Origin of the sequence: Caballeronia udeis (genome assembly GCF_001544555.2) — a bacterium.
GTDB lineage: Bacteria > Pseudomonadota > Gammaproteobacteria > Burkholderiales > Burkholderiaceae > Caballeronia > Caballeronia udeis.
Window position 1 is genome coordinate 154,486 of sequence record NZ_FCOK02000005.1, and the last position, 22,475, is coordinate 176,960.

Annotated in this window: 22 protein-coding genes and 1 pseudogene; 7 read left to right on the plus strand and 16 right to left on the minus strand. The window is 59.3% G+C overall.

From position 1 onward, the window contains the following. The first annotated feature begins 5 nt into the window (after window positions 1–5). Window positions 6–1,346 (plus strand): NAD(P)/FAD-dependent oxidoreductase, encoded by a 1,341-nt coding sequence (locus AWB69_RS06080; RefSeq protein ID WP_062083232.1) that lies wholly within the window; start codon window positions 6–8, stop codon window positions 1,344–1,346. Between the two features lie 15 nt (window positions 1,347–1,361). After that, complete coding sequence (locus tag AWB69_RS06085; RefSeq protein WP_062083234.1) at window positions 1,362–2,045, plus strand: SDR family NAD(P)-dependent oxidoreductase; 684 nt, start codon at window positions 1,362–1,364, stop codon at window positions 2,043–2,045. A gap of 15 nt (window positions 2,046–2,060) precedes the next feature. On the opposite strand, the gene AWB69_RS06090 is transcribed toward AWB69_RS06085, so the two are convergent. The 6 genes from AWB69_RS06090 to andAc form a co-directional block, all read right to left on the minus strand. Further along, on the minus strand, window positions 2,061–2,642 hold the full coding sequence (locus AWB69_RS06090) for a histidine phosphatase family protein (protein WP_062083374.1): 582 nt from the start codon (window positions 2,640–2,642) through the stop codon (window positions 2,061–2,063). Window positions 2,643–2,836: 194 nt separating this feature from the next. Continuing rightward, window positions 2,837–4,087 (minus strand): NAD(P)/FAD-dependent oxidoreductase, encoded by a 1,251-nt coding sequence (locus tag AWB69_RS06095; protein ID WP_062083236.1) that lies wholly within the window; start codon window positions 4,085–4,087, stop codon window positions 2,837–2,839. Window positions 4,088–4,266: 179 nt separating this feature from the next. Then, window positions 4,267–5,487 carry an anthranilate 1,2-dioxygenase system ferredoxin--NAD(+) reductase gene (gene andAa, locus AWB69_RS06100; RefSeq protein WP_062083239.1) on the minus strand — a complete coding sequence of 407 codons (1,221 nt, stop codon included), beginning with the start codon at window positions 5,485–5,487 and terminating at the stop codon, window positions 4,267–4,269. Continuing rightward, entirely contained in the window at window positions 5,477–5,800 is a 324-nt protein-coding gene (gene andAb / locus AWB69_RS06105) for an anthranilate 1,2-dioxygenase ferredoxin subunit AndAb (protein ID WP_062083242.1), read from the minus strand. Before andAb ends, andAa begins: the two co-directional genes overlap by 11 nt. Window positions 5,801–5,811: 11 nt before the next feature. Then, window positions 5,812–6,285 (minus strand): anthranilate 1,2-dioxygenase small subunit AndAd, encoded by a 474-nt coding sequence (gene andAd, locus AWB69_RS06110; RefSeq protein WP_082913276.1) that lies wholly within the window; start codon window positions 6,283–6,285, stop codon window positions 5,812–5,814. Window positions 6,286–6,303: 18 nt separating this feature from the next. Further along, a complete protein-coding gene (gene andAc, locus AWB69_RS06115; RefSeq protein WP_156528757.1) occupies window positions 6,304–7,545 on the minus strand; it encodes an anthranilate 1,2-dioxygenase large subunit AndAc in 1,242 nt (413 codons plus the stop codon). A 332-nt stretch (window positions 7,546–7,877) separates the two neighbouring features. Here andAc and andR point away from each other — a divergent pair, with 332 nt between their 5' ends. Continuing rightward, window positions 7,878–8,846, plus strand: a complete 969-nt coding sequence (gene andR / locus AWB69_RS06120; RefSeq protein WP_062083246.1) for an anthranilate 1,2-dioxygenase regulatory protein AndR — start codon at window positions 7,878–7,880, stop codon at window positions 8,844–8,846. 69 nt (window positions 8,847–8,915) lie between these two features. Here the strand turns inward: andR and AWB69_RS06125 are convergent, their stop codons facing one another. Then, the gene (locus AWB69_RS06125) at window positions 8,916–9,692 is read right to left on the minus strand and encodes an SDR family NAD(P)-dependent oxidoreductase (protein ID WP_062083249.1); all 777 of its coding nucleotides are present in this window, start codon (window positions 9,690–9,692) and stop codon (window positions 8,916–8,918) included. Window positions 9,693–9,831: 139 nt separating this feature from the next. Between AWB69_RS06125 and AWB69_RS06130 the strand changes: the two genes are divergently transcribed. After that, window positions 9,832–10,422: a TetR/AcrR family transcriptional regulator gene (locus AWB69_RS06130; RefSeq protein WP_062083251.1), complete on the plus strand. Its 591-nt coding sequence runs from the start codon at window positions 9,832–9,834 to the stop codon at window positions 10,420–10,422. On the opposite strand, the gene AWB69_RS06135 is transcribed toward AWB69_RS06130, so the two are convergent. The 7 genes from AWB69_RS06135 to cfa form a co-directional block, all read right to left on the minus strand. After that, window positions 10,419–10,640 (minus strand): hypothetical protein, encoded by a 222-nt coding sequence (locus AWB69_RS06135; protein ID WP_062083253.1) that lies wholly within the window; start codon window positions 10,638–10,640, stop codon window positions 10,419–10,421. The two genes, AWB69_RS06130 and AWB69_RS06135, sit on opposite strands and share 4 nt — an antisense overlap. Window positions 10,641–11,223: 583 nt before the next feature. Next, window positions 11,224–11,796, minus strand: a complete 573-nt coding sequence (locus tag AWB69_RS06140) for an H-NS histone family protein (protein ID WP_082913277.1) — start codon at window positions 11,794–11,796, stop codon at window positions 11,224–11,226. 400 nt (window positions 11,797–12,196) lie between these two features. After that, window positions 12,197–13,768: a methyl-accepting chemotaxis protein gene (locus AWB69_RS50275; RefSeq protein ID WP_062083255.1), complete on the minus strand. Its 1,572-nt coding sequence runs from the start codon at window positions 13,766–13,768 to the stop codon at window positions 12,197–12,199. A gap of 752 nt (window positions 13,769–14,520) precedes the next feature. Then, complete coding sequence (locus AWB69_RS06155) at window positions 14,521–15,222, minus strand: AIM24 family protein (RefSeq protein WP_062083378.1); 702 nt, start codon at window positions 15,220–15,222, stop codon at window positions 14,521–14,523. Between the two features lie 167 nt (window positions 15,223–15,389). Further along, window positions 15,390–16,187 carry a prohibitin family protein gene (locus AWB69_RS06160; RefSeq protein ID WP_062083259.1) on the minus strand — a complete coding sequence of 266 codons (798 nt, stop codon included), beginning with the start codon at window positions 16,185–16,187 and terminating at the stop codon, window positions 15,390–15,392. A gap of 257 nt (window positions 16,188–16,444) precedes the next feature. Then, the gene (locus tag AWB69_RS06165) at window positions 16,445–16,849 is read right to left on the minus strand and encodes a hypothetical protein (RefSeq protein ID WP_062083261.1); all 405 of its coding nucleotides are present in this window, start codon (window positions 16,847–16,849) and stop codon (window positions 16,445–16,447) included. 12 nt (window positions 16,850–16,861) lie between these two features. Continuing rightward, on the minus strand, window positions 16,862–18,049 hold the full coding sequence (cfa, locus tag AWB69_RS06170) for a cyclopropane fatty acyl phospholipid synthase (RefSeq protein WP_062083263.1): 1,188 nt from the start codon (window positions 18,047–18,049) through the stop codon (window positions 16,862–16,864). Between the two features lie 188 nt (window positions 18,050–18,237). On the opposite strand from cfa, the pseudogene AWB69_RS50715 reads away from it, so the two are divergent. Continuing rightward, window positions 18,238–18,345: pseudogene (locus AWB69_RS50715) on the plus strand (IS5/IS1182 family transposase); the annotation flags it as partial. Window positions 18,346–18,351: 6 nt separating this feature from the next. Here AWB69_RS50715 and AWB69_RS06175 read toward each other — a convergent pair. Together AWB69_RS06175 and AWB69_RS06180 are read right to left on the minus strand one after the other, a co-directional pair. Continuing rightward, window positions 18,352–19,011, minus strand: a complete 660-nt coding sequence (locus AWB69_RS06175; RefSeq protein WP_062083264.1) for a methyltransferase family protein — start codon at window positions 19,009–19,011, stop codon at window positions 18,352–18,354. 127 nt (window positions 19,012–19,138) lie between these two features. Continuing rightward, on the minus strand, window positions 19,139–19,942 hold the full coding sequence (locus AWB69_RS06180) for a PhzF family phenazine biosynthesis protein (RefSeq protein ID WP_062083267.1): 804 nt from the start codon (window positions 19,940–19,942) through the stop codon (window positions 19,139–19,141). A 175-nt stretch (window positions 19,943–20,117) separates the two neighbouring features. On the opposite strand from AWB69_RS06180, the gene AWB69_RS06185 reads away from it, so the two are divergent. Beyond that, window positions 20,118–21,704: a Na+/H+ antiporter gene (locus AWB69_RS06185; protein WP_062083269.1), complete on the plus strand. Its 1,587-nt coding sequence runs from the start codon at window positions 20,118–20,120 to the stop codon at window positions 21,702–21,704. A gap of 185 nt (window positions 21,705–21,889) precedes the next feature. Further along, window positions 21,890–22,456, plus strand: coding sequence for a histidine phosphatase family protein (locus AWB69_RS06190; RefSeq protein ID WP_197500177.1), 567 nt, complete (start codon window positions 21,890–21,892; stop codon window positions 22,454–22,456). Window positions 22,457–22,475: the final 19 nt, after the last annotated feature.

Sequence of the window (22,475 nt, forward strand, 5' to 3'; positions counted from 1 at the left end):
AGCTTATGGGACCACCAGTCGAGAGCGTCACCGACGACACCCTCCTGCCGGACGAAGTGGATGTCGTGGTGATCGGCGGCGGGATTATTGGCGTGAGTACGGCGTTGTACTTGAGCGATAAAGGCCTGCGCGTTGCAGTGTGCGAGAAGGGTTATATAGCGGGCGAACAATCCAGCCGCAACTGGGGCTGGGTGCGTGTCACGCATCGCGACATGCGCGAGTTCGAGCTGAGCATTGAAAGCCTGAAACTGTGGCGCACGCTAGACCGCACGCTTGGCATCGACACCGGCTTCACGCAGTGCGGCATCCTTTATATGGCTAACGACGATGCGAAGATGGACGAGCATCGCGTATGGCTTGAGAAAGCGCGCGCATTAGCCGGCAACGATGCATTCGATACCCGTGAAGTCGATCCCAAGACCGTGGCCGGTTTGCTGCCGGGCGCAACGAGGTCTTTCAAGGGCGGCCTGTACACGCCCGGCGACGGCCGCGCTGAACCTCAGAAAGCCGCACCGGCGATCGCAAATGCGCTGCGCAAACGCGGCGTGAAAATCCTCACGCCCTGTGCGGTGCGCGGTGTGGAAACAACCGCTGGACGCATCAGCGCGGTGGTGACCGAACTGGGAACAATCCGCTGCAAGAGCGTGGTGGTAGCGGGCGGTGCGTGGTCGCGGCTCTTCTGCGGGAACCTGGATGTCAACGTGCCGCAGTTGATGGTGAAGGCTTCCGTGTTGCGGACATCGCCTATTGAAGGCGGTCCCATGGTGAGCGCCAGTAACAAGGAGTTTGCGTTCCGCAAGCGCGCGGACGGCGGTTATACGATTGCTTTCGGCTTTCGCACCTATACGGATATCACGCCTGACAGCTTCCGCCTGTTTCCTCAATATATCCCTGCGCTCAAGAGTCAGATGGGCGCATTGCGGATTGGATTAGGCGCGCGTTTCTTCGATGAACTGCGTCGTCCGCGTCATTGGGCGCTTGATCAACGGACCGCCTTCGAGGACGTTCGCACGCTCGACCCGGAGCCCATTTCCGCTTACACCGATGCCGGCCTGCGTGAATTCGTGAAGGTCTTTCCGCATCTGAGCGGCGCGCGTATCGCGCAGCGCTGGGCGGGTCTCATGGACGTGACACCGGATGCCATTCCCGTGATATCGGGCGTTGAAAGCGTGCCGGGGCTTTTCATCGGCACCGGATTTTCAGGGCATGGGTTTGGCATCGGTCCGGCCGCGGGAAAACTGATGGCGGATCTCGTCGCGAACGACACGCCGCTTGTCGATCCGCACATGTTCCGGCTAAGCCGTTTCAGTGACGGCACGAAGGTCGTTATTGACGCGGGTTTTTAAGCAAGGAGCTGGACCATGAACAAGGTAGCGATGATTTCCGGCGCGAATCGCGGGATTGGCCTGGCGGTAGCCACCGAATTGCACCGGCGAGGTTATCGGTTGTCCCTCGGCATGCGTGACCCTTCAGCGTCGCGCATCCCCTTCGACGCATTCACGTATGCCTATGAAGCACGCGATCCGCTCAGCGGACAACGTTGGGTCGACGCGACCGTCGAGCGTTTTGGCCGTATCGATGTCCTGATCAACAATGCGGGAATCTGCACGCACATCACGCTTGAGGACGGCACGGGCGAGCAACTCGAAGAGACCCTCGATATCAACGTGAAGGCGCCCTTCCGCCTGATCCAGGCCGCGTTGCCGCATCTGCGCAAACCCGGCGACGCCCGGGTCGTGCAGATTGCGTCGTTGTCGGGCAAGCGCGTGAAAAACCTGAACGCGGGTTACCAGATGTCGAAGCATGCGGTAATAGCGTTGAATCATGCGGTGCGGCGAGCCGGCTGGGATGACGGCATCCGCGCGACGGCGATCTGCCCCGGCTTCGTGAATACCGACATGGCAGCGGGCGTAGCCGACGTCGATCCTCAGGAATTGACCCAGCCTGAGGATCTGGCCTTGCTGATCGCGAACACCATAGCGATGCCGAATACGGCGAGTGTCGCGGAGATCCTCGTGAATTTCCGGCACGAGGACTTGTTCTAAGCTCCAGGCGTTGCCCTACGACTGCGGATAACGCACGTTCCAGTGTTTCAGCGCCCTCGTTTCGCGGTCGAAACCAAGCACGCTGACCGACGCGGTATCGAGTAGCAGATGTGCTCCGAGCGCCGCTGAATCAGCCATCCAGCAGGCGCCGAGAACCCGCAGAAAATGCGCGTGCGAAAACAGCGCGATGCGCCCTTTCGTGGCAAGCAGCCGCTCGATCAAGGACTCTGCCCGGGCCTGGATGGCTTCTACATTTTCACCTTCCGGCATGGGTGAAGTCCACACGGCCCAGTCAGGATCTTCGGCGCGGATATCGTGCGTCGTACGGCCTTCATAAATACCGTAGTTCCATTCGCTCAAGCGCGGCTCTTCTTCTGCCTGAGCACCAAGACCTGCTTCGGCGCAGGTGTCGCGAGCGCGGGACATCGGGCTGCACAGCACCAGGTCGAAGGGCTGCGCCGCAAGCACCGGCCGCAGCGATCGCGCCTGTTCGCGCCCGTGGTCAGTCAACGGGATATCGGTGCGGCCCGTGTGCTGGCCGGACAGGCTCCATTCGGTTTCACCATGACGGATCAGCCAGATCTCGGGTTGGTTCACGTGGTTTTCGGCAGTGGTAGCGTTCATTGGCGTAGGCACGATTAGGGTCGGGGATCGGGATTCGACGTTCGGCTCAGGGCCGAAACGAGCGGGACATGCTTCAGCGTCAGCCCCGATTCTACGGGGCTATCGACAAATTTTCAGAGCAGGGTCTCGATTGCAAGGTGAGCCAAGGTGAGTGATTGCCGGCGGCGTCAGGCTGACCCGAAGCGGTCGGCCCTGAACGGCGTGACATCGACGAACGGCTCCTCCCCCGTCATCATGGACGCGATCAGCCGGCCGGTGACCGCACCGAGCGTCAAGCCGTGATGCGCATGTCCGAACGCAAACCACAAGGTCTTGTGACGCGGCGCGGGGCCAATGATCGGCATCATGTCGGGCGTACACGGGCGCCGGCCCATCCACGGTTCCTCATCCACCCGCTCGCCCAGCGGGAACAGCGTACGTGCCAAGGGCTCGGCACGCATGAGTTGCACGGGTGTCTTCGGCGCATCGCGATCCGCCAGCTCAACGCCCGTTGTCAGCCGAATGCCGCGCGCCATTGGCGCGAGCAGGAAACCGTTGTCCACATCCAGCACGGGATGATTCAGCACCGTCCCGGGTTGCGGCGCGTAATGCATGTGGTAACCGCGCTTGACCGCAAGCGGCAGCCGGTAGCCCAATGCCGACGTCACGTCTTGGGCCCAGGGGCCCAACGCGATCACCGCCGACGACGCACTGACCGGACCGTCTTGCGTCGTCACGCGCCAACCGTCGCCCTCGGCTTCCAGCGACGTTGCATCGCCAGTCAGGAAGCGGCCGCCGAGGCGCTCGAAGTACGCCGCATAACCCGCGACCAGCGCACCCGGATCAGTGACCGACACGGCATCCGTGTAATGCAGACCGCCCACGAGCGAGCGGTCGAGATGCGGTTCGGCGAGTTGCAACTTCGCCGGATCGAGGAGCTTGTATTGCACCCCAAACTCGCGCTGCCACCGCTTGGCGTCGCGCAACTCGTCGTCCCGCGCGGCGGCAGTGTGGAACACCTTGATCCAGCCCGTTGGCCGCAACAACGACTCGACGCCGGCTTCCTGCGCGAGGACCTCGTGCTCGGTCACGCAATGTTCAATCAGCGTGGCGTACTGACGCGCGATAGCGGCATGGCGCGCGGGTTCGGAATTGCGCCAATAGGCCCAGAGGAAGGGCGCGAGCGCGGGCAATGCATCGCGATGGTAATGAACGTCGATAGACGAATTGCGCGCGTAGTGCAACAGCGTGCCGATGTCGCGGGGAAGCGCATAGGGATAGACACCCTCGCGCTGCAACAGCCCCGCGTTGCCGAACGAGGTTTCGAGTCCGGGACGCTTGCGGTCCACCAGCGCAACCGAGCGGCCACGCTTTTGCAAATGAATGGCGATCGATACCCCTACGATGCCCGCGCCCAGCACGACTGTGTCGAACTTCATGCGTTGAATCTCTCCTCTACGTCCAGTTTTTGTTCGCGTCGGTGAGCGGTGGACGAGTATTCGCCACTCACCTCACCGCCCCGGAAACTTCTAGACGTAGATCATACGCGCGCGCTTCCCAGGCTTTCGGAATAGGCATTCGTTCCAGCCTGGCCACCACGGCCAGTCAAGACAAGCCTCTATTTGAGCAGGGCTTTGAGCGGTGTATCCGGATCGGCGAGACGGGCGTGGTCCAATACTTTTCCCGCAGCCATCAACCGCCGGCACACCGCCACTTCCCGGCCGCAGTTCACCGTCACCGCAGCCTCGAGTCTGTCGTCCGCACCAAGCGCCAGCATGCAGAACGAACCGCCTTGCGGATCGCCTCGCCTGAAGACCGACTGATGCGCCGCAAAAACGCCCAGCGTCTGCAGATTGCAGGCATATTGATCAGACCAAAGCCACGGCATCTCGGCATAAAGTTCCTCGCCGCCAAGCATGTTCGCGGCCGCCACGGCAGGCTGGTTTTCCGCCACCTGCCACGACTCCACCCGCACATGCCGCCCCAGCAGCGCGTTGAAGTGACTCGTCACTTCGCCCGCGGCGAAGATCAGCGGGTCGGCGGTGCGGCAATGCTGATCCACCACAATGCCGTTATCCACAAGCAATCCCGCCGATGCGGCCAGCTCCACGTTGGGCACAACGCCTATGCCGATCACCACCACGTCCGCATGCACTTCGCCGCGATCGGTCTTGATCATCGCGCCGGTGGGAGTCTTGTCGATGGCAAGCGGCGTGGTGTCGAGCTGCATATCCACGCCATGACGCCGATGCAGCCCGAGCATGAACGCGCCAACTTCAGCCGGCATTGAACGCTGCAACAAGCGGCTTGCGGGCTCGATCACCGTCACCGCACAGCCACGCGATACCGCTGACGCCGCCACCTCCAGCCCGATAAATCCGCCTCCCAGCACAGCGACCCGAGCGCCCGGCGCGAGCACTTCGCGCAGCGCGCGCGCATCGGCGATAGTGCGAACGTAGTGCAGCTTCACACCCTCGTCGACCGGTCCGCTAAAACGCCGCACCCGCGATCCGGTTGCTATCAGCAAGCGCTGATAGCCGACCCGCGCGCCATCGCTGAGCAACACGCACTGCTGTTCACGGTCGATCGCGGTCACCCGCACGCCCAGCCGCATCTCGATACGCTGCTGCGCGTACCAGTTTGCATCGCGGATAAAAGCGCGTTGCTCGCCTTCGACCCCAAGCAACGCATCCTTCGACAACACCGGCCGGTCGTAAGGCAGTTCCGCCTCCTCACCGATCATCAGGATGCGGCTCTCCGGCGCCTTCAGCCGAAGCGTTTCGGCGGCACGCCGCGCGGCGTGTCCCGCGCCGGCGATCACATACGCTTCATTCGACATGGATCTCGACGCTGCCCTCGTTGATGCGAACCGGATACGTGCGGACCGCTTCCACGATAGGCGCACATTGCGGCGCACCCGTCCGAATGTCGACAAGCCCCTGATGCAGGGGACATTCGACACAACCGTTCTCGACGAATCCCTCCGAGAGACGCGCGTGACCGTGCGTACAAAGATCGTGCAACGCGAATACCTCATCGCCTAAACGGAAGACCGCGATGGGTTTGTTACCCGCAACAACAGCAACCGGTTCTCCTTCTTCGAAGTCATCGAGTGCGCCAACGGGAAACCACGTATGAGCCAACTGGTTCATTCTTCTCTCCTTCAGATCGGTGTGGCGAGCAGGGTCTGCACGCGCGAAGTGTCATAGATCACGCGCTTTGACTGGTATCGCAAACCGGCGTCGGTACGCACCACCTTGTCGTAGTACTTGCCCGCCTGGTACACGTTCGATTCGCCGTTCGTGCGCGTCTGGATCACCACGTAATTGCTCTCGGTTTCGATCACGCCGTCCTTCTCCGCCATCACGCAGAGCCCGGACGTCATGTGCCGGTAGCTGTGTTCCTCGAAGATATTGGCATTGCGCAACGACACCACGCGATCGCGCAGCATCTTCTGGTTGTTGCAATAGATGATGCCGATTGGAAGGCCCATGTCGGCGTTTTCCTTCGGCACGATCTCATACAGACAGTCTTCGGTGAAGAGCGTCGGCCAGGCTTCGAGACGATCGTTGTCGAGGTTGTTGATGTACTGGTCCTGCAACATGTGCAGTTCGAACCACAGCTTCATTGCTTCCATGATCTCGTTCCTCGACGTTCAATAACCCATCAGCTTCTGGTAACCGACCCAGAACTTGCGGATCAGGCTTTCGGTGATGACCGTGTCTTGCTGGTCCGGATTGCCGCGCGACATCTCGATCACCGAGGTCGCGCCGGCGTCGCGGATCGTGCCGCGCTGGACGAGTTCGGTGGCCTCCGTATCTTCCATCGATATATAACCGGCAGGTCCCACCAGGTTCGCCTGCTTGATACGCAGCTCGCGCATCTCCGGCGTGTCGTCGGCATAACCGAAGAAGTGGAAAATCAGCTCGAAGCTATCGGGCCCTTTAGGCAGCAACTGGCGCGCGACCAGCGTGTTGTGGATCTGCTGGATCACGAGTTGCGGGAAGATCGGCTGGATATGATTGGTCGTGTCTTCTTCGTATTCGGAAATCAGGCCGAGGATGGAATCGTCTTCAAGCGCGAAGCCTTCGTCGAAGGAGCGGATGTTCTGCTGCTTGTAGGCCGCCGATGTGTCCTCGCCCGTCTTCGTCACGGTGATGATGCTGTGCAGTCCGTGGGTGGCGTCGGGTATGGAACGCGCCTTCATGCCGACGCGGAAAATGTTGAAAGTCGTATGAAACAGATGCAGCATGCTCGCGTGATACGGGTCCTTCACATTTTCGAAATAAAGCTTCCAGTTCGATTTTGAAAACTGCCGCGTGCAGCCGAGATATTCAATCGGCTTGTGAAAGATCCGATCGATCCAGGGCCGCATTTCGGCGCCAAGATACTCAGGCAAGGGACCGACCGTTTCGCTGAAGGTCGCGAACACCAGCCCGCGATAACTCTCCACGCGAAGCTTTCTCAAGCTGTGATTCTTCGGATCGAAATCGGCGGGCATGCCGGTCATGCCTTTCTGCCCGCGCCGGAACGGGACGCCCAGCAAGTTGCCGCTCTTGTCGAAACTCCACTGGTGGTACACGCACGTGTGCGAGCTCGCGTTGCCGCGGGACTTCCTGCAAACGGACGCGCCGCGATGCGCGCAGCGGTTGACCCACGCCGCCAGCGAGCCGTCGTCGTTGCGCGTGACAACCACGGGCGTGTCGCCAACGAAGGTGCTTTTGAAGTCGCCCGGATTCGGGATCTCGGCTTCCAGCGCCACGAAATTCCAGGTGGGTCCGCGATAAATCCGCTCTTGCTCGCGCTCGTACACCGCCTGCGAGCTGAAGACCTTGTAGGGCACGCGCGAGCCGTCGTCATGAGGAAAAGTTACCGCATCGGAGTCGAGCGGGTTCATCGGGCGAAGGGGGAATTCAGCCCCGCCGTCCGGTGCGTCCGGTACATCCTGGGCGTTCATCGCATTCGTTTCCACGGCGATTTCTCCTTTTGTGGGGGATTGGTGTGCTGCGATTTTTGGAGCGCCAAAATAGCGGGTCTATCCGATAACGGCTGCGCGCAGGCTCCGCTATCCACTTCCGGCACGTTTTCGCCGGGAAGCGGGTGGCGCGCGGCACGGGGCTCGGGCAGAACGGCGAAGTGAATTACCATGTGCCTGCGAGGCTGCATGAGCATCTGCCTGAGCATTTCCCTGAGCATCGCCGTGATTGTTTTCACCGACCGGAACCGTCCATGTCGCAAGCCGCCTTTCGTGCTGACGCGTTGCGGGGTTATCGATTATTCGAATCGACTGACCTCGATGAAACCCGCGAACTGATCTCGCGCGTGATGCAGCCGCACGCGCTCGTACCCTCGGGCACGGGCCGCGGCCGCTCGCATATGGATTTCGTCAGGCTCGGCGGACTGGGTCTCGGCACGATCGCTTTCGGCGACGCCATGCGCGTGGACGTCAAGGCGGTGGACGGTTATTACCTGCTGATGTTTTGCGTAAACGGCAACGCTGAAGTCCGCACGATGGGACGTTCCATGCAGGTGAACCGCGACCAGGGCGTTTTATGTGCGCCGGGGCAGGCGTTCGATGCACTGCTCTCGCCGGGCTGCGAACAGTTTGTGCTGCGGATCGATCCGGTAGCGCTGAACGCGCACGCGGGACTGGCCGCGCAGGACTTTGCCTCGCTGGTGCCGGTGGGCAGCTCGGATTTACGCGGCTGGATGCAGCAATTGCAACTGGTCGCGAGTTCGCCCGAATTGCTCGCCAGTGCGCGCAGCAATCCGCGTGTGGCGACGCATCTTGAAGGTTTGCTGATCGATCTGTTCGCCACGAGTTACGTGGGCAAGGATAGAGCGTCGGGTTTCGCTTCGAAGCGCTCGCCCGTGTCACCCGGCTTCGTGAAGCGCGCTGAGGCGTTCATTGAAGCGCGTTGCAGGGAGCCGATGGAATTACTCGATATTGCCAACGCTGCCGGTGTCTCGACTCGCACGTTGCGCGACGGCTTTCAGCAGTTTCGCGGCGTGAGTCCCATGCAATATGTGCGGCAATTGCGGCTGGAACGCGCACGTGATGCATTGCGTGCGGCGCCTCTCGATGTGAGGGTCGCTGAAATTGCCCTCGATTGCGGCTTCGCGCATCTCGGGCGTTTCTCGATGGTCTACAAGGCAATGTTCGGCGAATCTCCATCGGAGACGCTGCGGGCACGGTAAGCGTACCCGCGTGCGTGTCGTACAGCGCGACCATGCCCCTCCACGCGTTGCGGCGGGGCATGGGCAGGCTCAGCTTGCACGAAGCGCTGGGGACGCCCATGGCGCGCCGATCGTGCCGCCGTCGACCACAATCTCGGCAGCCGTGATTCCGGACGCACCATTCGAGGCCAGGAACGCAACCGCCTCCGCAACTTCCTCAGCAGCAGCGAAGCGTTCCATTGGAATAGCCCCCGACAACGCTTGTTCCGTGCCGTCGATCGTCGCGCCCGTCCGTGCGCCGCGGGTCCAGATCGGCGTGCGGGTGCCACCGGGGATCACCGTGTTCACGCGAATGCCGCGTTGCACGAGCTCGCCGGCGAACACTTTCGCCATCCCGGTGATCCCGGCCTTGGACGCCGAATAAGCCGCCGTACCCGCCCGCCCAAGCTCACGCATGACGGAGCCATTCAGCACGATCGATCCCCCTGCCGACATCAACGGCAACGCGGCTTGAACCGTCAGAAAAACTGCTGTCACGTTGGTGCGCAGAATTGCCTCGAACGCCGCGGCGGTAGTGCCGCCCAATGGCGTTGGCCCTGAAATGCCCGCATTGGCAAACACGATATCAAGCGAACCGTAAGCATCACTGACTTGCTTGATCACCGAATCGATTGCCATGGGATCGTCAAGATCAGCCTGAATGCCGAGCGCGTTTGCACCAAGCTCGGAAACCGCCTCGTCAAGCTTCGCACGGTCACGCCCCGTGATCGCCACGCGCGCCCCTTCGGCAATCAACAACTTCGCCGTCGCAAAACCGATACCGCTGTTTCCGCCCGTAATCAAAGCAGTTTTGTCAGTGAATCGCATGAGTCCTTCTCCTGTGCTGGTCGCCGCCGGTCGCGGCTGAAAGATGCATCGGCAGTATCAATACCGTCATCTGCATGTTGAACATAATTCACAAATTCAGTATTATTCTCATCATGCAGATTGTCAAGCGGGGGATGCGATGGGGTTTTCACAGGCACAGAAGGCAGAGAGCAGGCAACGTGTGCTGGACGTAGCTGCGCGGCAGATTCGCGAACACGGCCTTGAAGCGCTGGGCGTTGCCGACTGCATGTGCAGTGCGGGACTGACGCATGGCGCGTTCTATGGGCATTTTTCATCGCGTGAGGCGTTGATCAGGGCCGCGCTGGAACAGGCACTGACGAAAGGCCAGACTCGTTTGAGATCGCGCACGGTCGATGCGGCGGAACATGCAAAGACGCCGTTGGAGGCGATTGCCGACGCCTACCTGAACCCCACGCACGCGGACAATCCAGGCACCGGATGCGCACTTTGTGCACTTGCCGGCGACTCGGTGCATGCAACGGCGGATGTGAAGGCGCTCTACACCACGTATTTGCGGCAGCTTGCAGGGCACTTGACGCAAGCAGCGGGGAGTGAGAACCAGGCGGTGGGACTAGGGGTAGTGGCCACTATCGTGGGAGCGATCACACTGGCGCGTGCGGTAGACGATCGCGAACTGGCGCTGTCTATACTCGCCGCCGCGCATGCGCTTGTCATGACACAGGACGATGCTGCCCGGCGAATGGATTAGCGGTAGCCGGCGAACTGACGGGTGCAGAATCGATGCAACTGCTGCAATAACTCGGAGCCCCGCGCGGTCAGTCGGGGCATGGCCCGGCCATTTGTGGTCGCTTCAATCCGGACGAGGTGCTCGTGCTCGAGACTGGCCACATCGGAACATTGCGGTTCCACCTGCGACGGTGAATGCTGGATCAGGAGCAGTGTCGACAACTCGTGAGGGCTGAGCATGGGAATCTCCTTGCATGAATGAATCGCAACGGTTTGCGTTCATGCATCCTAGAGAGCCAAATCTACATTCGCGCTACAGCCATTTTTCACCGCGTTACACCGTTACATTCTGGCAATGAGCAAGCGCCCGCGCGGGGTGTAACCGCTGAGGCCAGAAACTTCCCGTTGCAATTGCCCGGTCAACCGGTCCAGGCTCGATCCTTTCAACGGGTAAGGTAGCGCATGCAAGCCGTATGCCGCCGGCGCAGCCAATTGGATCGACGCACCGGAACGCAATAACGCCAGACGCCTGCTCGCTTCCTGCGAGGCGTTTCAGGGCGGCTGGTAAGCTTTGCATGATGGCCGGTTCGACTTGGCCAAGTCAGATGATGCAGCGCCAACGCTTCTGCAATGTCACCTGCAAGTCGGCCGTCGAGTGTGCGCTTCAGCCCAGTACTCGCGTAATGAAGAGCAAGCGCTTGCTGCGCGCACCACAAATCGCGGACGACGCTCGGCAGTTCTATCAACACTCAGCTTTCCCCTTGCCCTGCTTACCTTGTTGATGGCGGTTGACAAATGCAGTGATACATTCTCCTTGTGCTGGTCACGCCGGCTCTACCACCTTCATCCGCACCAACAGGGGAACGCCACGACCATCAATTGTCAGCCCAAGCTCGTACACGCCAGCGCCAAGGTGCGCGAGGCGAGACCAGGACGGCATGAAGCCCCTGTCGCGTGCGAGCTTCATGAGCGCCATTTTGTCCATACCCATGACGCAATCACTAACGAAGCGCGAGCCGGCTTCGGGCATCAACGCTGCGGGGAAGGTTGCTGGCAATCCTAATGACTCAAGCTGTTCAATGGGCGATTCCCTGTTTTCCGAGGCCGAATATTCGTCGCCAACCACAAATGCTGCGCGATTCTTACCTTTGATCCAACCAGGTTCCCGCCCCATTCCGCTCCAAGTGGCGCCCGACTCCGGGTCTCGATACGTCGGGCCGCTGCGCTTGCGTTCCTTCCTTGCCTTTTTGGTTGAGAACACATCTTCGACCGTAAATCCGAACTCGGCGACTCTCGCCTTAATCTCCGCTAAAGCTCCCGCTGCTTCCACTTCGCGGGCCAATGCAATCTGGCGATCCAGTTCGGCAGCCTTAGCCAATAAGTCTCGATAGTCCAAGTTTCCCCCTTTATCTAGATCGAGCGAGCACGCATTTGTTTTCCGAGATTACTGATCAGCTTCGGTACCCTGCATTCATTTACCGGGGTCGCGGTGCACGACAGCTGGGTGCCTTACCCCTACTATGATTGCATAGCATGCGTCATGCAACGCGCATCGTCTGCGCGAGTTGATCGGGGTGTGGGAATCCACCCGGCAGTCGTGGGCCGAACACATAATCAAGTTGCTGCGCCAGGCCAAGTGCGAGGTCAATCGCAGCATCGCCGGCGGCCAGACAAGCTTGAGCCGCACGCGCACAAACTACCATGTGCGAACGACATTCATTCTTGCGATAACTTCCAAGGCGCGCGCCCCTGGCCTCCAACATGGCAGCGTACAAACCCCTTCTCCCGTCAAGCACTCACACCGCGTGTTCCAGCTTGAATATTTCGACCGACGTGCGAAGTGCCTGAGCTTGACCTTCCAGTGAAGCGGCAGCAGCAGCGGCCTGTTCGACCAAGGCGGCATTCTGCTGTGTCACATCGTCCATTTGCGTGACCGCGCGCGCAACCTGCTCAATACCATTGCTCTGTTCTTCCGAGGCAGCGGTGATCTCGCCCATGATGTCGGTTACGCGCCGCACTGCTCCGATAATATCGTTCATGGTCTGGCCCGCCTCCTGCGCAAGAGCAGAGCCGCTCTTTACGCGATTGACCGAGGTCAGGATCAATTCTTTGATTTCCCGCGCGGCGCTTGAGGATCGTTGTGCAAGGCCACGCACTTCAGAGGCGACCACCGCGAAGCCCCGCCCTTGCTCTCCGGCGCGCGCCGCTTCCACCGCAGCGTTGAGCGCAAGAATATTGGTCTGGAAAGCAATGCCTTCAATAATACCGATGATGTCGGCAATTTTAATTGAACTGTCGTTGATCTCGGCCATGGTTCCGACAACGCGGCCCACCACGTCATTGCCTCGATTCGCGATCGCCGATGCGCTGACGGCGAGCGTGCTGGCCTGCCGCGCGTTTTCGGCATTCTGGCGTACCGTGCCCGTAAGTTCCTGCATGCTTGCCGCAGTCTCTTCGAGCGAAGCCGCTTGCTCCTCGGTGCGGCTAGAGAGGTCGGCGTTACCGCTCGCAATCTGGCGCGTCGCCGCGCCTATCGATTCGGTCCCGCCTCGCACGGCGCTCACGGTGTCGATGAGGCTTGCGCGCATACGGGACAGGCCGGCAAGCAGCATGCCCATTTCGTCGCGTGACCTCACATCGACTTTCTCGCGCAAATCACCGCTCGCGATCAGATTGAAATGCCTCAGCGCATCTGCAATGGGCACGCCGATGGCACGCCGCAGCGACATCCAACTGTAGCCGGCTACTATAACGCCCGTCGCCACCATGACCAGGCATGCAATGCTGAGCATCGAGGAATTGCGTTCTGCGCGCTCGTATCCTGTCTGCCCGAGTTCTTCCTGATAACTCTTCAACGCGTCATCGCTTTTGGTCATGACCCCATAGACCGGCGTCAGGCGATTAGCTGCGTCAACAATCGCGTCGTGGTTAGCGCCTTTGATCGCAGCGATATATACGTCGAGTGCTGCCTGCATGTTGAGCCGGGACGTGCTCGTGGTTTCAGCGAGATGGTCCTCCGGGACGTCCCGGGGCAGGCTCAAGTATTTCTTCCACGAGTCGTTGGAAGCGATACGGAAACCTTGGGCCCTGCTGACGATCGATGCAGCCGACCCGTCCTCCGGCGAGAGTGCCGCCCGGTCAAGCGCCATGCGCTCGCGCGCCACGAAAATTTCCATGTTGCCGATCGCGACGGTCCCGGGTAACTGCTTGGAATAGGTCTGGCGATTCGATTCATTACTGCGGTTCATGCCGACTAGCCCAAGCACGCCGATAACGATCATCAGCAAAGCCATGATGCCTACGGCGACGCCGAGCCGCGCTTTAATGGTAAACCAGGTGCGTTGCGCCCCGATCGTATTATCGTTCATGTGTCTCCCTCATTGATGATTCGAGTCCATGCCCATCGCCTCGAACCGTATAACGGCCAGCTTGCCGATAAACTTAAGCAATTAAATGATTCTGGGGCGCCTATTTCCCTGCGATGTTTCGTGTGATTCACCAATTCGCAAGACCTGCAGTGCCACGGAACCCGCACGGCCCCACGCGTATTGGCAGTTCTATTTTTTTGATCGGTTAGCTGCCTTGTCCGCCTGACGCGTATCCACCGCTTCAGTTTTTGGTGAATTGGCTGCGTGGTCGCCGGTCGTTTTTCGTCGGTTACGGCCTGACGCATCCTCGCGAGTTCGTTTCTTGGTGAGTTGGCGACGTGGTTCGGTATGCGTATTAATTCGGTGGAAAATTATTCGCGGATAGCGCGGGGTGCCCCTTGGTCGGAGCGAACGGGTTGGGTTCGGGCCTTGAGCCTCACATTGCCCGAAACCGGCGTCATATGCGTTCCCCTAGGCGAAGTGGAGCGGTGCGCCCAGTGCTTTGAGCAACTGGAGTCCCTGGTGCAACACCCAGAGGTCATCGTGTGTTTCGCGGGCAAACGGCACTGCCAAGTCCGGCCCATTCAACGTGGGCGAACGGCGGATCCGGTCTGGAGCACGATTCTGGCTGCGAGGGGCGGTATCCCTACGCAGGGACCAATCGTAGGCCGCTCCGAAGGTATCGCCGCGGCCTTGCAAGGGCTATTCCGATGGCTAGAGATGGTCCGCTCGCTCCGGTGAAAACCCGAGGGTCAATTGTCGGCAGTCTCGTAGTTGACGTACATCGATTGAATGCCAACACGTCCCGGTCCTGTGAATCTGTTCACGATGAAATTCATGCCGGCTCCGAAGAAACCGCTCGTGAGCTTGTCAACCACTGTCTCCATCTTGACGCCTGGTGTCTTGTACAACCAGCCACCCGGTTCGATATCGATGGTCTCACCAGCCGCGAGTTCCTTCTCGAACACGTTCCCGTAGCCGTGTAGCCAGAGCACACCCTCACTCGAATCGCTCCGGAACTTATCGATGAAAAAACCACTTTTGCCGAAAAGCATGTTGCTGACGCCGCGCACGCGTTCGAAGGTATATTCAACATTCGCAGTCGCCGCCAGGAACTGATGTTCGCGTACATCCAGTTCCTCGCCTCTTCCGAGGTGAATTGGAACGATGTGCCCGGCTCCATCCCGGCTGAAAGCGATCGTGCCATTGCCGCTCGCCTCGGTGACGAAGATCTGCATGCCCGCCATCATGCGCTTCAATGCGCCTTTCATCGGGCGCAAGCCAATCTTCACGTTGGAATTCTTCCAGAGCAAGATGTGGTGCTCGAAGAAGACCGACTGACGCGACACGTCGACCGATAGCACCGGCACGAGCTCGCCTCCAATGTGATAGGTGACCCCGCCATAGGTTTCGTCGGCGGCGCTAGTAGGCATGAGTGTCGGTAACTGGTTCATTTTGATCCCGTTGTGCACACAGTGGAGTGAAAGCGCAGTGTCCATCCGATAACTGCTCCGAAACAACCGGCGCCGAAAAGCTGGAGGAGGTTCATCGCTTTATCCCGACATTCGGCTACCGGCCGTACAGGGCGCTCGGGCGCCGGATGCTTTTCCGATAGAAGGAGTTACTTGCCGTCGGTCACGCTTATGAAAGGCAATGGGGCGTTGCTACCCATGTAGGTTGGCAGCTGTCCGTTCCACTTTTTGATCGCCTCAAGGGCTATATATTTCTGGCCGCCTTGATTTTCGACAGCCGACGCTTGGATGGCGATCGCTTTAGCGTTCCCCTCTGCCTCGACCACTCTTTGTTCTGTAGCGATCTTCGCAGTCTCCAACGACTGCTCAGCGGTCAATCGATTCTGGCCCGCGACTACCTTAGCTCGCACTGCTTCAGCGAACTGCGGATCGAAATGGAAATTCTGTACGTTGATATCCGATACGATGATCTTATATTTTGCGAGCTTCGCCTGTAGCGTTAGGACGATCGCCGCCGAGACGGCGCTTCGCTGGGTGACCAACTGCTCGGCCGTGTATTTGGATGTAACTGCTTTGAATGACTCATACAGCGCCGGAACGATGAACTTGGCCTCTATGTCTGAATCGTCACCGAAGTTGTTGTACACGTAAGGGGCATGCAAAGGGTCATACTCGTAATTCACCGTGATGTCTTCGAACACCTCTTGAAGATCAGCGGTTCCGCCTTCCGCTTTCTGTGCGGTAGCGCTTTGGAAGCGAACATTAAAGTCGACTACACGAGCAAGTGGATTTAGAAAATGAAGCCCTTCAGGTAACGGCTCATCGCTAACATCACCGAACATCTTAACGACTCCTCGGTGCCCGGCGGGAACAACGTGCAAACACATAAATACAACCAGCAGCGACAACGCAACAACCCCAGCCAAGGCAACCAACCTTACTTTCATAGTATTCCTTTTTTTGGTTACAAGCAGTGTTTTCCCAGGTGCCTGCACGGCAGACTCGCTTTCCGTTCTTATCCAGGACACAGATCGTACCAACCACGCCTATCGCCCGATCCTCACCGATTCCCCAGAGACAACCGTTGCTATCGATCACGAACTGAGACTTCGAGATTGGCACCGCATGTTTTATCGCCGACGCAACGACTTTTCAAGCGTAACATCTCGTCGGCCAAGCGGACCTCGGAAAGTAGCGCGGTGAATCAGGATCTGGGCGTCCGCGGCACCTTGCGCTTGGCCACGGGTTTCGTCGGTGGCGCCTGCCGCCGCGTGGCCGCGCTTGCCCGCGCCATTAACAGTTGCTCGCGTGTGCGTGCCAGTTCGTCGGCGTCCCGCGCGTGCGCTACTTGAGCCGACGCGAGATTGCCATCCAGGACACCTACCTGCTGGCGCAGATCGCCAAGTTGCACGTGGACCGCCCGGAGCTCGGTGCGATACCGGGCGTCGCTCTGCTCCCGTTTGCGCGCGGCGGCGTCCAGTTCCTTCTGCAAGCGCGCGGCCGCTTGTCGCTCCCGGTCGATTTCCAGCAGCGCCCGTTTTTCGGCGGCTTTGAGCCGCTCCTGCACCCGCGCGCGCTCTGAGTTGCGCCCCCGGCCGGATTTCAGCATAGCCCGAAAAAATCAGGACCGGACGGACCGATACGCGCCACTCCGTCCGCGCTTGCTCAGCACCAACTGCCACAACTGGCCTTGGCCTGATCGGAAAAAGCCGGCGGACGACAAGAGGAAGTATTTCCACATCCGATAAAATCGTTCGTCATACTGAGCCTTTAGTCGCGGCCATGCTTCGTCGAATTTGGCAGACCAGGCCATTAACGTCTTGTCGTAGTCCCGGCCAAAATTATGCCAGTCTTCAATAAGAAAGCGCCCTTCCAGAGAAGTCGCTATTTGTTTGGCCGAGGGTAAATGGCCATTCGGAAAGATATATTTATCGATCCAGGCATCCGTCTTCTTTTCCGTCACGAAGTTACCAATCGTGTGCAATAAGAACAAGCCATCCGGGCGCAACAGATCCCTCACAATATTGAAGTAAATATCGTAGTTTTTAGGCCCGACATGCTCGAACATTCCGACTGAAACGATCTTGTCGAATTGCCCGGTAAGATCTCGATAATCGGTGAGCTCGATCGTCACGGGTAAGCCGGCGCATCGTTCTTGCGCCAGCTTCTGCTGTTCCCTGGAAACGGTAATGCCCACGACCTCCACGCCGTATTCCGTTGCAGCATATCGGGCCAGGCCGCCCCAACCGCAACCAATATCCAGCAGACGTTCGCCGGGCTTGAGCTGCAGTTTTCGGCATATCAGCTGAAGCTTGTGCAGTTGGGCTTCTTCGAGCGTCTGAGCTTGTTCCCAATAGCCGCACGAATACATCATGTGCGAGTCCAGCATGCTTTCAAAGATGTCATTGCCAATGTCATAATGGCGCTCACCCACCTGAAATGCGCGACTCTTGCTTTGCGCATTTAGCAGCTTTTGACGCATCATTTCAACAATGAATCTGATCTTTGCGGGGCCGACCACGGTTTGTTCAAGGTCAGTACTCGCTATCCGATGAAAAAACCCATCCAGTTGTTCGCACTCCCAGTCGCCATCCATATAAGACTCGCCAATTCCCAGCTCCCACGTCGAGAACATCTTCCGGAAGAATGCTTTATCGAGGATCTGAATGTCCCAGGGCGCTGGGCCATTTACCTGAACCCCTGCATGCTCAAGTAGCTGCGTGATAATTCGGGGTGCGGCGCGTCTAAGCTTGGGAGACGCTGTGTCCGAGAGGACGGCTTCATTGCGATTCGTGTTGATCGTCACCATTGCCTCTTGAACGAAAGGGTTGTGGCGCACTGTAACGCAAAAGGGGCAAGCGTCAGAATCGCAGAACTTCCAACCAGTAAGCACTGCCCTCACGGGTCGGCTTACAACGAGCGCGACCGGGCCCAACTGAAGGCATTTCCGAGAGGTGGTTTCCAGGGCAAGTTGAGTGCACTGAAGTTCTTGTCGACAGAGTCCTGCGCGTTCGCTTCGAACGCCTCCCCCTCATTCACGAAGCGTTCATGAAGATCGCCACCTGCATCATTGGTTGGCGGCAACGTCAACCTTCATTGTGTTAGCGCTTCTTAGTAAAGCCCCGGAATCAACCGCGATGTACGGGCACGATAAGCATTGTATTCGGCTCCGAACTGCGCATGCAGCAGCGCTTCTTCCGAACGGATGCGCGCGACGAGCGGCAGGATAGTGAGTACCGTGAGCAATACGCCAACTCCGGAACGAAAGGCGAGTGCCCACCCCAGCGAATTGACGAGCAGGCCCAGATAACTGGGATGCCGGATAACGCTATATGTGCCGGTAGTGACCAGCGTATGACCGGGCTGGATGGCAACCAGCCCGCTGAACCGGTGGCCGAGTACAAAAACTGGCCATATCCGCAGCGCGCCGCCGGCGATGAACAAGGCCACGCCGAACCATCGGAGAGTACCGCCGTCGAGTGTCCAGAATCCCTTGCGGTCCGTGTAGGCCGGCAGATACGCTGACAACAATCCGATGATCGCGAAGGCTAGGATAACCCAGCGGTTACCGCGATCCTCTCTCACGCCCGGGCTAACGTTGCCGCTACTGAAGAGTGCCCAGACCGACAACAACACCGTGACCATAGCCACGACGCTTAGTGCAGGGTGTGAGAAGAAAGCGGCAAAGCCACCCCAGCCAAGGACAGCAAGTCCGAGATAGACAACGGTCCCCGTCACGGTAGCAAAAGCTAGCTTGGGTGTGGGCGTCACGGCTGTCTCGCTTGGTTGAATGCTCCTTCCAGTTTAGGACGTTAATCGATGACCCGACTGGAATGAATCCATTTGGGCAGATACGGTTCCGCCTAAGCTGGCGGCGTCAGGCCAGGCCCAAGCTGACTCACCTGCTCGTTGCAACGCAGCCGCCTACCCGTATTTTGTCAGCGGTGCGAGCAGCGTGAATAACGCAAGGGTTATCCAGATTTCGCCCCTGATAGAGCGTTATATCCGCATCCAGCCTGACACTGAGTGCGCCAGCGGCGACGCCGGTAGCAGCGTCTTCCAGCGCCGGGTCGAGATGATTGAAATTACGGCCTGCATACAGGCTCGCGCCCATCCGCGTATAGGCGAAGCAACCATTGACGCCATGCGTTCGCCCCCATTCCGTGATCCCATCAAGATCGGGGTGCAGGGAGTACAGGACCTCTTCGCTCACCACTTCCGCAAGGAGCTTGGGGCTACCTACGGACGCCACCTTGGGCGACGACACGAGCACGTCCGCATCGCAGCGCAATAATTTTGCCAAGTCGGAAATGGACACATCGGGGAAATCTGCCTGCTGTATGTCGACCGACACAAAAATATTGTTGTCTACTCTGTCGAACGCCAGCGCTTGCTGCTTCATGCTCGACGTCAGCAACAATGCACCACCGTACTGCCCTGTCTTCCAGATATGGTCGGCAGCGGCGAGTGACGCATGCAGACACAAGGGGCTCCGTGCATGCGGGTAATAAAAATCCAGCGAGAGCTGGCCGCTTTCCGGACCACCAGCGTCTACAAAAACACACGCGTGAGCATGTTGCTCGATGGTGAATTGCTGCCGGTCCTCAAGCGACCAGCCTGAGAGTTCGGGACCAAAGACAACCAGAGCATTGTTTCCATTCTGCGCGGTTGCGCCAAAGCATCTATATCGTTCAATGTTCATTGAATTACCTTAAGGCGGTCGATGTCATGAATGGGAAAGTCTAAAGGAAGATAGTTCCTGCCGCTAAGCGCTCGCTCTAGCGCCTTGCCCGGTAACCGTCGCGCATCTGAATTCAGACGAAATACCGCTCGCCATCGGGTAAGCTTCGCTTGACCGACGCTCCGCAGGAAAATCCATGTCCTCCGTCTCCGCCTTCAAGCTCGTCCTGCTCTCGCTAATCGTGATGGTCGGCTTGCAGTTGCTAGCCAAGCGTCTTAAGCTGCCCCCCGCTGCCGCGCTGCTGATTGGCGGCATTGCCATGGCATTCGTGCCGGGCCTTCCGCCGGTTCACCTTGACCCGGACCTGGTGATTGTCGTGTTCCTGCCACCGCTCCTCATGGACGGCGCCTATTTCTCCGTGTGGGAAGAACTCAAGCGCAATATCGGCGGCATCCTGCTGCTTGCCATTGGTGCCGTTGCATTCACAACCCTTGCGGTCGGGGTAGTCGCCCATCTGGTTGTCCCGGGCCTGCCATGGGCTGTCTGCTTCGCGCTCGGCGCTATTGTGTCACCGCCTGACGCTGTTGCGGCCAAGGCCGTGCTCGAACGCCTCGCACTGCCGCGCAAGCTGATGGTTCTCCTCGAGGGGGAAAGCCTGCTCAACGATGCCGCCGGCCTCGTCCTGGTTCGCTTCGCCGTTGCAGCGGCGCTTACTGGAACATTCAGCATGGGACATGCTGCAGCGAGCTTCGCTTTCCTCGGCCTGGGCGGCGTGGTGGTCGGTGGCGTGGTAGGTTATTTGATCGTGCAGATCGTCCGCTGCCTTGATGGCGACTACCTCATCATCACCATCAGCGTATTAACGCCATGGATAAGCTACATTGCCGGCGAAATGCTCGGCGTCTCCGGGGTCATTGCGACCGTAACGGCCGGCCTGACATTGGGCTGGTACCAACACGAAGTCTTGAGCGCTACCGTTCGCATGCGCGGCACGGCTTTCTGGCAGGTCATTGTCTTCCTTCTCGAAGCGCTCGTATTCATCCTGATCGGGCTGTCTCTTCGAGGTGTCATTGCCCGGTCCGGTGGCGCCGGCGACGCCCTGATGACGCTCGCGCCAGCCGTCGCCGCCGTGCTCGGCGCGGTGGTGCTCTCGCGCTTCGTGTGGGTCTTCGCCACCGAATTTTTCAACATGTCATGGCGCCGCGTGAACGGTCATGAGGACACCACGCTTGACTGGCGAACCGCAACCATAACGAGCTGGGCGGGCATGCGCGGCGTGGTCACGCTCGCGGTGGCGCTGTCGCTTCCGGAGACCTTGCCCGGCCGGGACCTGATCCTTGTCGCATCGTTTGCGGTCATCCTGGTGACCGTGCTGCTGCAAGGCACCACCATTGGCATTCTCATCGAATGGATCAACCCTGATCGCAGTTCGGATTTAGCCACCCAGCATCTGACCGAGCCGCAAGCGTGGGCGAAACTGGAGGCAGCGCAACTCGCCGCTATCGAACCACTTGTACGCGACAGCGAGGGAAAGGTGATTCATCCCCGGTTGCTCGAGCAGTACACCTACCGCGCAACGCTTACCGAAGCGTATGCGGACCTTGCAGATTTTCCGCAAGAGCAACGTGTCACTCATTTCGATGTCATCCTGGCGGCCGTTGCCGCCGGGCGCAAGGAGTTGCTCCGCATGCATCGCTCCGGCGCCATTCACGACGAGATGCTGCATGTCCTCGAGCATGACCTGGACTTGCAAGAGGTGTCCGCGCGGCATGGACGTGGATGAAATCGTCGAGTGCCGGCGGCCGGCTCAGGCTAGTCCGCCGCGCTTGTCAGCAGCGGAGTTCCGCGAAGGATCGTGCGTTCGTCCGGTCCCGCTTTGCGAGGGCGGCCAAGCTTAAGCGGCATTCGGATTGGTACAATCCGCCCACGCTCCTTGTCCCTTCTCGCCACATGTCCGAAACAAACTGGTTGTCCGAACCCAGCACCGCATCCAAACGCATCATCTTCGCGCGCCACGGTGAATATCCGTGCAACGTCCGCGGGGTTTGCAACAGTAATCCTCGTACGGGGTTCTATCTGACCGAGAAGGGCGAAGCACAGGCGAGAGCCTTGGGCGAGCGCCTGAAGGACGAGAAAATCGAGCTTATCGTCACCTCGGAATTCCTGCGCGCGCGCCAGACAGCGTGGTTAGCCAACGAGGTACTGCAGGTACCGCAAGTCGTTAATCGGCTAGCGAATGAGAACCGGGTCGGCGCCGAATTCGAAGGTAAGTCAGGCGATGAATTTCAGCGATTCATTGCCCACGCACCGGCGACTACCTCCACGCCGGACGGCGAACCCTTCACGGGCATGCTCTTGCGTATTCAAGCGCTGATCGCTGACCTGAAGCTGAGCAGCCCCCGGACCGTGCTGGTTGTCACACACGGCTGGACGCTTCAGGCCGTGCGAGTCATCCTGAACGAAATCAGCATGGATGATGCCGCTCGATGCGTGGACATGCCGTCCAATTGCGAAATTGTCGAAGGCAGGTTTTAGCTTCAGTCAATCTGCTGCA